This is a genomic window from Ureibacillus galli (genome assembly GCF_014836845.1).
Classification (GTDB): Bacteria; Bacillota; Bacilli; order Bacillales_A; family Planococcaceae; genus Ureibacillus; species Ureibacillus galli.
Window position 1 is genome coordinate 1 of the sequence record NZ_JACSQA010000041.1, and the last position, 12,031, is coordinate 12,031.

Below are 12,031 nucleotides of genomic sequence, written 5' to 3' on the forward strand. Positions count from 1 at the left end.
TTTTTTTAGTATAGCATGTAGGTTTTAATATTTTTATTGAAAAATCTTGACAACTATTAGCTGGTTTTGTGGAATAAGAAAAAATAAACATAGGATTTTTAATCAAACGTTTTTTATAAACGTTGTGACTTTAATTCATCTACAATACCCAACATTTTTAGGAATAGAAATTTCCATTGAATAGCCTCTAAATAAAATATCCGTTCACTTATTTTAATTGTAAGTGAACGGATGTTAACTGTTTTTTTAAAACGACTTTATTATTCGTTAAACAACTTTATTATTTGTTAACAAATCATTCACTTAGATTATCTTGTGAAATATGTAATTAAGCAAATCAAATATAGAAATAAATTTAAGTATAATAATAAAAATAACAAACTAAAATTCGAAAAGAAAAATAGAATTAATATAGAATAAAAAATTGCTAAAAAAACCGTTATTGATAGATTTCCTTTTTTGGCATTATTATGTTGTATTATTATAAATACAAGACCAATTATAATAGGCACATCTATTCCTCCCTCTATAACTAAAATTTATTGATAAAATTAAGATTACTGATTTTTCACTCTATTCAAATTTCACTCTATATATCAAAGTTAAAATATGGTAGAATTTCATTAAATTTACTAGGAGGTGAATATAATGAAGAAATTAAGAATTCTAGCATTAGTTGCTGTATTATCAACTGTAATTTCTGCAACTGCATCGGCTGCCCCACAAGAAGTGTCAACAAATGGTGCTCCTTTTGCATGCACAGGTCCTTGTTTAGACAGATAATATCAAATCAACTATAACCATCTCTTGTAGATGGTTATAGTTTGATATCTAGCGAAAAAATTAGTTTACTTTTTTCAAGTCTCCTCTTACTATTCTAACATTTCAAGACGATACTACTGTTTCCAATTAAACTTGAACTTCATCTCATTTACTAATTCAAAAAATTTATTGTTGATATTAAATGAGGTCGGGTTATCATAAATTTGGTCAAAATTTTATATATCATTTAAAAAACTTGATTTTAACACAAATTACCAATTTTATAATGATAATGAAAAATCATTTAGTGTACTAAAAATATCTACTTACTTTAAATATCTATATTACTTTTTTCATAAACGCCTTAAAACTCCGTCACCAATCCACTTGAGTACTCATAGAATTATATCTTATTTTTGAAAAGTGAAGTTCCATTTCATAAGTAGCGCTTTGAAACCCCGATTCCCCCATTAAATCTGCTAATAGACTACCATCTGCTTTACAAGATTTCTAATCAGTTCAATCCCTTCTTCTATAAAATGAATTCTCAATCATTTATTTATTCAAATTACTAACCAACATCAACATATTTTACTTATATATTACAAATTGGATTTCACTTCACAATCTGACCCTATTGCTAAAGAAGGGCACAATACTATTCAATTTGGGCTATGTTTTAAGCTCTAAAAAATTTATAAAGATTTTTGTTAAACATATGCTTATATATAATTTAAAATTAATTGTAAATTCAAACTATATATAGGTAAAAGGTGATAATATGGTATTAATTACAAAAATGGAGGTCGGTATTATATGTAACTTAAAAGCATTTTATGCATATTCAAGTCATAAACCAGACTTACTAGAAGATATTAAAGGTGCAGTCAATTTAATTAACGAATCTCAGAGTATTGCTATAACCACTTGGGAAGATTTAGCGATTGGTGGGAAGTATATCATTAATGGAATTTTCAATCAATTCTCGACTGATTTCTTTAATACTTAATAAAAATGGTAATGCTTTTTCAGATTCAGTATCAATCACATAAGCGACCATATTCCCTTCATCAATCCAAAGAATTCGATATATGATTTCCGTTTCAACATCCTTTGTTAATTCATTAACTGCTAATGTAATCAACGTTTGCCTCCTTAGATAAATTTATTCTAATATTTTCCATATATAACCTAGCTACAACGATTATAGCCTCATCCATCTTTAATGTTATTAATTTTCTAGCTATAAGATGCTTTAAATACGTGAACGCAGAGCCTACTTCTAAGTTATAATTTATATCAAACTGATCACATATATTTTGTAAATTCTCCCCTTTTTCAGTGGTATAATACCTTTAAAAAGATATCTCATATCTTTCGTCTCCCATATTATCTAAATAGTAACTCTTATGTACCCAATTGATATTTTTCGAAAAAGTCCTATTTATTTCATTTTCAGTTACAATGCCCCAACTAATTCCTTTGCGTTCCCAATACTCTCTCTCAATTTCAAATTTCTCAATTACACGAGGGTCTCCTAACTCTTTAATTGGTTTGACGGTTCTAGCGAAGTAATGAAATTTATTATTATATTTTACTGTTATAAAGAAATCTGTAGTCATTGGAATGAATGTATCATTTTCGTTATCAATTGAATGTTTTATTCCTTTCTCTTCCGCAATTTTTACAGTCTCTTCACGATTTAAGGGAAATTGCTCTCGAATATCATAGATATTATCCTGCCATTCTAATAAAAGAAAATAGTATCTTTCAAAATTTGATAAAAACTCATGTTGTCTATTTGTTTTAACCCCCTTATATCTCGTAGAGTTGCCCTCGCTAGATAAATCTTGAGTTTTCAACCATGGAATATACTCAGCAAGCTCTCCTTGTCCTCTACCATCTTTTAAATACCGAGCAATCTTTTTTCCGTCCAGCCACTTTTCCGTTTAGTCATTATTTTCCTCCTAAAAATAAAAACCGTATTTAAAAGGTAATTTTATCCTTTTAAATACGGTTTTAAACATATTCATTCAGTATAGTGCTTTTTTGTCTAGTATATACCTTTTTTGTAGCTTACCAAAGTACTGTATAGGTATAAAAAAGTTGGAATCATAGCTCCTTATAAATTGAGGTTTTTTGAGCTATAGAACTTTTCAAAAATAAAAATAAAGTTGGAACCAAACAAGAGATAATAAAAAAACGCCCAAAAAAGCAGTACAAAAAAAGTTGGAATCAAAAACGTATATTGACATGATTATTGTTAGAGTAATCCGTTGATGAATCTAAAAAGGCGACTAAATCATTAATAGACTAATCGCTTTTTTTATTACATAGATCATTTTTAAATGAAAACAGAAAAAATATTTATTTTTAGAATGCCTAAAAGAAATAGGAATATTGACAACAGAAAGAAGACAACAAAAAAAGTACCTTTATTTAAAATCAATTTTTCAATTGCCATAATACACGCTGCAATAGCTAATGAGTAGATAATTACGCTTGAGAAATCATCCTTTCTTACAAATGTCCATATTATATAGTACAAAGATAATAGCATAAATAATCCTGCTATCGTTCGAGTTATCTTTTTAATTCTTTGTTCGTCTTCATTTCGTTTTATATTTTGCATATTAATTCACCTTTCAGCTTTTAAGGCTACTCCTACTAAATTTCAATACAGCCAAAGCCAAAATTATTGTAAACGTAACAAATACTACACTAATAAACATAGGAAAGGATTCGATTGCACTTTCTTCCGGTGCAGCCATTGCAAAGGATGGTTGCGCCCACGGGTAAAAAATTCCAATTTTGTTTGTATAAGCTGCAAAAACTAATAACGATAGCACAATATTAATACTTAATGGAATGCCAAAGCTCTTAATTCTATAAGAAAGCCATAACTGAATGGTCGATAATGTAAATGTACATAACCAGCTAAAAAATACAGCAGTGAAAATAAAACTCCACGGTATAGAATGTTGGATATCAATCATTATTCCGCCGATTAAAAAAAAGAAAACAAGACTTAATTGCACTAATAATATTAAAGATAACACGACAACGAGCTTAGATATAAAAATTCGAGCTTTAGAGATTGGAAGAGAAAGCTGAAGTTTCCAGCCCCCATTCAAATGCTCTGTCCGACATACTAATGCTGCCAAGATTCCAGACGAAATTGGAAGAAATAAAATGCCATAAAATAAGGTGATTTGTGTCCAAGCTTCCAGCCAAGCATTATCATCCGCCTTGTCCATTAAAACCTCATAGTTCCCTAAAAAGTTACCATATCCTAGTAATACACTGAGCAATGGTACTATCAGTACAATAAGCCATATCTTTTGCCGTTTTAATTTAAACCATTCAAACATAATATGTTCATACATTATCTCATCTTCCCCCTATTCTGTTGATTGTCTGCTAAAATCAAACATTCCTATCACCATAAAGATCAAACCAAAAACAATACTTAAAAGTGTATAGAATCCCAAGTCGCCATTAGGTACAATTTCGGCTAAGTTACCATCTATTATTAATTGTTTTACAGGTGTCATCAATGCTGGATAAGCCCAAAAAAACATAGAAGTGATTTTATTCATCTGTAAAAAAAACATACAAACCGTACCAAAAACACCAATGGCTATAGGAAAAGCTTGATTTTTAAATCTAATGGACAACCACAGTTGGAAGGTGATAATTGGAAATGTACCTAAGAATGGTAAAAAGGCTTCTCCAAGCAATAGGGCATAAGGTATATCACCTTTAAAATTCAATATTTTACCAATAACTATAAAACCTAAAAATATCACGATTCCTGATAGAAAGCATAATTTTAAAATCATGTAAAGTTTGCTAAAATAAAAACTGAATTTTGAAATTGGTAATGCAAATAGAAGTTTCCATGAGTTATTCTGATGTTCTAAACTAATTAAATTGGAAACCATAATTGTTATAGCCATAGGAATAACGAACATAATGATAAAGTGGGTAAGTACAACCATTGATTCCCACATACTATTAACTTGTGAAGTCATGCTTTCTTTTTGCATTGATAATATTAAAAAGGATAGGAGCAATATTAAAAAAGGAAATAAAAAGGAAATAGGTTTTATAAAAGTACGTTTCATTTTTAACTGATCTGAAGCTATCACATGATTCATAAGATATCCCTCTCCTTGTTTGTTGTAAGATCAAGGAATATGTCTTCAAGTGAACGTTTTTCTTCATATATTCGATAAAGTGATAACCTTGACATCATCAACTTTTCAGCAATATAGGATATCAAATCATCATCGATTTCATTAATAACTAACTCCTTTTTTGAATTAAGGGCTACATTCAATCCATCTTTCTTTAAAATCGTTTGAGCTGATTCCGAATCATTTACCCTTATAATAATTCTAGGAGAGCTTTTCTTTCTCAACACTTCAATACGATCCTGAAAGATTAAGTTACCATTATTGATAATCCCAACCTTATTCGCCATTTGATCAATTTCACTTAATATATGACTCGAAATCATAACTGTAATGCCATATAATGATGGGAGCTTTTTAATCAATTCACGAATTTCTTGAATACCTGCTGGATCCAGTCCGTTGGTAGGTTCATCTAGGATTAATAGATTTGGCGAACCTAGTAATGCGATCCCGATACCTAAACGTTGTTTCATTCCCAATGAATAGTTTTTTACTAATTTGTCTTTGGCATTTAACAAGCCGACTGTTCGAAGAATCTCATTAATTCTATGTTTATCTTCAATGCGTAGTAATCGGCGAATAGCTTCCAAATTCTCATATCCGGTTAAATTCGCATAAAACGAAGGATATTCAACTAACGAACCAACTTCTTTTAAAATGGCCATTCGATTATCTGCTAACTTTTTCCCAAAAACTTTTATATCTCCTTTGGTCGGTTTAATAAGTCCTAATAGCATCCGAATAGTTGTTGTCTTGCCTGCACCATTTGGACCTAAAAATCCATAGATATCCCCTTGTTCAACGGATATATTAATCTCATCAACTACCGTTGTATTCTTATATTTTTTCGTTAAATGGGAAGTCTCAATTATTTTTGTCATTATCATCACCTCATAACGAAGTTTAGACAATGAAACTAAATATCAAATAAAAATAACCTTAATATAACCTAAAAATTTATAAAGGCAAATAAACATTCACAGTTGTTCCCTTGCTCACTTCACTTTGGACTGTAATATTCCCATGATGGGCATCAACAAATTGCTTTGCGATAGTCATTCCTAGCCCAGACCTTGAATTAGAATTACCTCTATGATAACGATTAAATAAATGCTTTGTTGTTACTTCATCCATTCCTATTCCATTGTCCTTAATAACTATAACGACAAAAATATCATCTTTATCTAAAATAATATCGATACTTGTTCCTTTAGGATTATGTACTATAGCATTGTTTATCAAGTTATGTAATACTCTTTTAATTAATAACGGATCAAAGGTATATGGAACATATTCTCCTATATGATTGATAAATTGAATATGGTATTCTTCTGCCATTGGATCATTTGCCAAATCAATTAGAATTTCTCTGATAAAATTTACCAAGTCTTGTTGTTCTTTTCTTACATCCAAAGATTTCGAATCAAACTTAAAAATATCATTTAAATTCATTAATAATGATTCCATATATTCTGTTTTCTCTTCAATCCTATTAAGAAATTTCCTTCGTTCTTCATCTGTCCATTGATTGTTTGATAACAACATAGAAGAATATCCTTTTATATAGGAGAGAGGTGTCTTCAAATCATGCGCTATGTCTGCAACCCATTCCTTTTTCATCTTTTCTATCTTCTCTCGTTCTTTTTTACTTTCTATTAAAGTACTAGTTAAATATTGAAGATTTCGAATGATACTTCCAAAGAAAATAAACGTGAGTTTCAATTTATCACTTCGTTTTGACTTACTTTGGGGAAATCCCTTCTTATCAACTGGCTCACAGTACTTATCTTGAGCTAAATAATTAATCCATTCTAGTATATGAAATAAAGGTTTGCTCAATATCCACCCATAACAAACAAATACCAATGTGAAAATTATCAATGTGTGGTACTCAGTAATAAAGTCTTGGTGCATATTATTAAAGGGATCATTTTTGAACATAGAAATAACTTCAAAGCTTGCTGTATTGATTAAGCCAAATAATAAATAAACAAGGTTGATTACAATCAAAATATTTATTAAAAATAATAGAATGAACTTTATTTTTACTCTCATAATTGCGTATCCTTTGGAGGGGAAAATTTATAGCCTAGACCCCTCAAATTTATAAATATTTTTGGGTCTTTGGGATTTTTCTCAATCTTTTTCCGCAAACGATTCATATATACCATTACCGTATTAGTATCCCCTATACTTTCAACGCCCCAAACTTTTTCATATAAGTGATTTAAACTAAAAACATGATTTGGATGTTGGCAAAAAAATGAGAGTAGCTGAAATTCCTTTGCTGTACATGGAACTTCCTTTTCATTTACGAATAATTGAGCAGTATCGATCTTAACAGTCAAATATCCATACTGATATTCCGAAATCTCTTCCTGTATGTTCCATTGTTGGTTACGTTCTTCCCTCCGGATATTTGCTTTAATTCTAGCAACCACTTCCAATGGTTTAAACGGCTTTGTGATATAATCATCGCCACCTACATTAAAACCAGTCAACACATCTAAATCTGTAGTTCTTGCTGTCAAAAACAAAATAGGAGCATTATTTTTTTCTCTAATTTTTGTACATAACTGATATCCATCCATGTCTGGTAGCATCACATCCAATATTATTACGGAATACCTGTTCTTTGATACAAAACTTAATGCTTCCTTTGCATTAATTGCTAAATCAATATCATAAAAACCTTCTTTTTTTAAGGCTATACTAAGCATTTCTAATAATCCAATTTCATCATCAACAAGCAATAGTTTAGACATTTATACCACCTCATTTAGTTGCTTTTTTCAAAAACTTTAATAAAATTATGCATTTTTATTCAGTGAGTCAAACCAGTTTGGTTTCACTTTTACTTTCAAGGATATTGTTTCCTGTCCATGAATGTATATCTAATGTTATCAATTTAGAGGTTTATATTTCTTATTGTAAATTCCCACCATTAGCGTTTAAGACCCCTAAAACACCCCTTCTTTATCATCTTATACCTTAATGATAGCAAAATATTTGATGTAAGAGATTTATTTCAAAAACATTTATGGAATTTCCCATTCTACAATGGCCTTTAATTGAATACGCCTAAATTCATAAGTTTGAATAAAAATAAGTGAAGATACAATAATTTAATTTATAAAAATTCATTAATTTTTATTAATATTCTACAAAACATACACCTTATTAAATGCTAGAAACACAGATTTAAGTATACTTTATTCCTAATATTTATTTAAAATATAATTATATTGATGGTAAGAAGGAGTATCAGAATGCAAAAGAAACTAAAGAGAAATCGAATTCGTTGCAAACATTGTGGTGACATTATAGAATCCAAAAGTACAAATGACTTTCAAAAATGTAAATGTGGAGCAGTGGGTATAGATGGCGGATTAGACTACGCAAAACGTGTTTATGGTTCAAATCCAGCAGACCTACATTACGAGGAATTATCCGAATATGAATGAATAAAAAAGAGCTATCCGAAAACTGGTAAATCTGCTGAAAGGCTAGTAGAGGTAAAACCCAAGAATGCTTTAAACCCAACATTCTTGGGCTTTAAAATTGACTATTAGAAAGTTCCTAACTATCATCTACATTATTAAATTTATTTCTCCAAGTTAGCGGTTTAGGTAGAAATTCATTGAACCAATCTAAATCATTTTTCTTTAACCATCTATAGTCACCTCTTGCCAATTCTTCAATATCGCTTCGCTTTAGATTAGGATTTTCACTCATTATATTTACGATATTTTGGCGTCTCATCAGCAATAATTGTTGATGATAGTTTGTAACCGCAACCTCCTCCATTGCCATCTTTATTTCATTAATAACTTCTATCTCATGAGAAGGCATCTGCTCAAGCCTTGAATTTATGTTGTACAAGGAGTAGTTATTTTTGGGATTGTACCGTTCGGTATAACCTTTACCTAAATTTTCTTTTAAAAATTTTGCAATGGAATCTGATTTATTTCCTATCCCTATACTTCTTGCTATATTCTTCAAACTTAATCCTTGATCATAAAGACTTAAAACTTCCTTCTCCCATAGTTCTCCCCTACTTATTAAAAATGGCTTTTTCTCTTCTCCACTTTTTTTATCCTTGTTCCATATCCACTTGTTTCCATACGTATATCCACAATAAGGACAAGTGAATGTTCCTTGAACATAGGTAGGATAATATTTCTTACTGTATGTTTCAATTACTAGCCCATCATAGTATTCACAGATTTTGTTTAAACAAGGTTGTGGCTTATTTTTAAATGGAATATCTATTGAATAGCCTACAGTGTTAGTAAAGAATCCCTCTGTGGAATTCGATATAAATAGGATTAATAATAAATAAGTAAGAATATTAGGTGCAGTATTACTTTTTTTGCTTAGAAGTGTAGGAAAATGGCTATTAACGACATCATCTAGTTGAACACCCAATATCTCAACGAAAGTAGACACAAATTTTGAAAAGTCATTTTTTAGCCTTTTTGTTTGTAGATATTCAGAATAAATTTCTCCATAACCACATTTACCAAGCGCTGAATAGAATTGATCTACTACCAAATCTCTATTTATTTTGCTTGAGTAGGAAACAATAAAGTAAACATCTTGAAGGACTCTTTTAATTAGTTGTGGACTATCGTTGAAGTTAGAAACATTAGAGGTTAAGTAATGTCCATTTTTACAAAATGGTCTTTTTAATAGCACCTTGCCATTAGAATTAGATAGTGGCACACTACATTCCGGGCATATAGAAATCAGCTCCGTTTGATGCTGCTCACAGTAATTTAAGAAATAAAGTTGATGAAATCGATGGGAGTAAACTTCTCCGTATTTTTCATAATCCTCTTCCAAACATTGCGGGCAATATTTTATTTCCTTAGCTATATAATCTTGAAATAACTTTTTGTTCTTTATGGAATCCTTTATGTGTAAACTTTGCTGAAAATCCTGATTCCTTTTTTGAGATAAGAAAGGATTAATTAGCGGGAAAATTGTATGATTACTCAAAAAATATTCTATGGAATACTCGGTATAGTTCAATAAGCCAATTAACTCGCCAACATTATGATGAAAATAAATATTTCGTTTTGAACTCACATTAAATAATTCTTTATTTGTTTCTTCAAATGATAAATGACCAGATCGAATGTGATATCTATGAATAATACTTCTAAAGTCTTCATTTGGATATGGCTTTGGAAAAAAGGCAAGCATCATTCATCCCCCTGCATATCCATTTCATCTAAAATTACCTGTTGGACAAAATCGTTTGAATTCTTTTTGATTCCAGCAGCTCTTGTAATGGTCGAAATGGAAAAGTCCATATTTTTTCTTCTAAATTGTTCTCCAAAATATCTAATTTTTCGTATTTGAAATTCTTGTACCGTCTCTGTAACATCCTGAAGGATACTTTTGCATTTAGGAAGTTTATCTAAATTATTTTCAAACCTTGCTTGTACATCTAGTCTTTGATATATTCTTGTCTTTGTCACCCGGACCAACGGAATTTCTAAAGACAAGGTTATGGCTTCCCTAATGATTAATAATGAATATTCATCATCCCTTTCCTCCCAATCAACAATTGTTCTCGAAGTCTGTCCTCTTTTAACGTGTGGTAAATTACTAGTAAACCACTCTCTGTCGTTTTTATATAACCAGTTGTATAGTTTGGGAGAGCTTTTTCTTAATTCGGACCTGTTATAATTCGGATATCTCTTTCTGAGTTCCACAAACACATTTCTTTTTTCTTTAAGGATATTTTGCTCATCCTTATTTGAAGAGGATGATAATTCTTTTACATCATTCGTCAGATATTTTTTCGTTGTTTTTGAATCAACTCCCAACATGGATGACATTCCACGGATTGAGTACATCCCGCTTGTATTCAATTCATTCAATTTGTTCTGCCAAACTGGACCAAAGTTTTTTATCCTACCAATTCGGTATTTATCTTTTTCCGAAGCATCCGGACCCGTTCGTGAATAGGAAAAACCACAATCTTTACAAGTAAATGTTCCAACAGGCTTTCCAGTCTTGTAGTCTCTCGTTACAATACAATCGGTTATGATGAATTCCTTATAATGCGTCGCAGCTTTATTTAAACAAGGCCAAGAAGCCCTTCCAAAAAAATCCACTTCATGATGATTTGACGATATTTGGTCCTCAATTCTCTGTCCTAAAAATAATAGTAATAATAAATGCCTCAACGGATGACAGGCTACTTTTGGCTTTCTTACTACCTTGTGAAACCAAGTATCTTCATCGGTATAGCCAAAATCACTATTTAAAAATTCTAAGAAGCCCTTTGGAAAATATCGGAGAAAGTCAGGGAGTAATTCTTGAATTCTAATTCTTTTTGATGGTGTAATGTAATGTTTTTCATATAGTTTTGCATGATAGAATTGGTTGATATTTTTCAATCCCAATAAAGCAAACTCACTATTCAACAGATCATACGATTGTTCAGCTATAGATACTAAGTTTTGATAAAATTCTTCAGGAATACTGTTCATTTCTTGCCCACTATCTATGCAACTTTGTTGCAGCGGAAAGAACCTGTGTTTATTGGTCTTGTTTCGAAATGGGACATTCGAAATCCATAACCATTCTTTATGTCTTGGACATACATATACACCCGGTAATTGATGCACCCTATGCCAGTAAGCCTCACCGTATAAATCCAGTTCTTCTAAATAACAACGTAAGCAAAATCTAAAGTGATCTGGCCCTTTTATTTTACTTGCCGCAAGCCCTAATGCTAAAGAAATCGAGTTAGCGTCTCCATAAGTCATTTGTTCAACGATCTTTTCAGCTAAATTTTCGGATATATACGGCTCATAATAAGGAAAAAGTGTATGCTCATAAATAATTGTGTTCGGTTCCTGATTGATCTTTTTCCCAAGCAAATCGAGGCTACTTGGGAAATCCGTTATGGCACTTGTTGTACGGTTTTCATAAAGATTCATAATTGTATCTTTATAACTACTGCTACCACTTCTTTGATGAAATCGGGCCAACGCACTATACAACAATTCATCTTTGTACATATGAGGGAAAAATCCTAACATATTTCATCA

Annotated in this window: 12 protein-coding genes; 2 read left to right on the top strand and 10 right to left on the bottom strand. The window is 30.7% G+C overall.

Features of this window, described 5'->3' with window-relative positions; all coding sequences use genetic code 11:
* Positions 1-648 precede the first annotated feature (648 nt).
* Positions 649-783, top strand: coding sequence for a hypothetical protein (locus tag H9636_RS19335; RefSeq protein ID WP_263604300.1), 135 nt, complete (start codon positions 649-651; stop codon positions 781-783).
* 916 nt (positions 784-1,699) lie between these two features.
* Here H9636_RS19335 and H9636_RS17590 read toward each other — a convergent pair.
* The 8 genes from H9636_RS17590 to H9636_RS17620 form a co-directional block, all read right to left on the bottom strand.
* Complete coding sequence (locus tag H9636_RS17590) at positions 1,700-1,906, bottom strand: hypothetical protein (protein WP_191708871.1); 207 nt, start codon at positions 1,904-1,906, stop codon at positions 1,700-1,702.
* A complete protein-coding gene (locus H9636_RS19195; RefSeq protein WP_318241048.1) occupies positions 1,887-2,078 on the bottom strand; it encodes a TnsA endonuclease C-terminal domain-containing protein in 192 nt (63 codons plus the stop codon). The genes H9636_RS17590 and H9636_RS19195 overlap by 20 nt, the downstream gene beginning before the upstream one ends.
* A 39-nt stretch (positions 2,079-2,117) precedes the next feature.
* On the bottom strand, positions 2,118-2,624 hold the full coding sequence (locus H9636_RS19200) for a TnsA endonuclease N-terminal domain-containing protein (protein ID WP_225230320.1): 507 nt from the start codon (positions 2,622-2,624) through the stop codon (positions 2,118-2,120).
* A 783-nt stretch (positions 2,625-3,407) separates the two neighbouring features.
* Complete coding sequence (locus tag H9636_RS17600; RefSeq protein ID WP_191708872.1) at positions 3,408-4,148, bottom strand: ABC transporter permease; 741 nt, start codon at positions 4,146-4,148, stop codon at positions 3,408-3,410.
* A gap of 15 nt (positions 4,149-4,163) precedes the next feature.
* Entirely contained in the window at positions 4,164-4,922 is a 759-nt protein-coding gene (locus H9636_RS17605; protein ID WP_191708873.1) for an ABC transporter permease, read from the bottom strand.
* Positions 4,919-5,845, bottom strand: coding sequence for an ABC transporter ATP-binding protein (locus H9636_RS17610; RefSeq protein ID WP_191708890.1), 927 nt, complete (start codon positions 5,843-5,845; stop codon positions 4,919-4,921). The genes H9636_RS17605 and H9636_RS17610 overlap by 4 nt, the downstream gene beginning before the upstream one ends.
* 73 nt (positions 5,846-5,918) lie before the next feature.
* Positions 5,919-7,016, bottom strand: a complete 1,098-nt coding sequence (locus H9636_RS17615) for a sensor histidine kinase (RefSeq protein WP_191708874.1) — start codon at positions 7,014-7,016, stop codon at positions 5,919-5,921.
* Positions 7,013-7,726 carry a response regulator transcription factor gene (locus tag H9636_RS17620; protein WP_191708875.1) on the bottom strand — a complete coding sequence of 238 codons (714 nt, stop codon included), beginning with the start codon at positions 7,724-7,726 and terminating at the stop codon, positions 7,013-7,015. Before H9636_RS17620 ends, H9636_RS17615 begins: the two co-directional genes overlap by 4 nt.
* 504 nt (positions 7,727-8,230) lie before the next feature.
* Here H9636_RS17620 and H9636_RS17625 point away from each other — a divergent pair.
* A complete protein-coding gene (locus H9636_RS17625; protein ID WP_191708876.1) occupies positions 8,231-8,425 on the top strand; it encodes a DUF7695 domain-containing protein in 195 nt (64 codons plus the stop codon).
* A 115-nt stretch (positions 8,426-8,540) separates the two neighbouring features.
* On the opposite strand, the gene H9636_RS17630 is transcribed toward H9636_RS17625, so the two are convergent.
* The gene (locus H9636_RS17630; protein WP_191708877.1) at positions 8,541-10,169 is read right to left on the bottom strand and encodes a TnsD family Tn7-like transposition protein; all 1,629 of its coding nucleotides are present in this window, start codon (positions 10,167-10,169) and stop codon (positions 8,541-8,543) included.
* The gene (locus H9636_RS17635; RefSeq protein WP_191708878.1) at positions 10,169-12,022 is read right to left on the bottom strand and encodes a TnsD family Tn7-like transposition protein; all 1,854 of its coding nucleotides are present in this window, start codon (positions 12,020-12,022) and stop codon (positions 10,169-10,171) included. The genes H9636_RS17630 and H9636_RS17635 overlap by 1 nt, the downstream gene beginning before the upstream one ends.
* Positions 12,023-12,031: the final 9 nt, after the last annotated feature.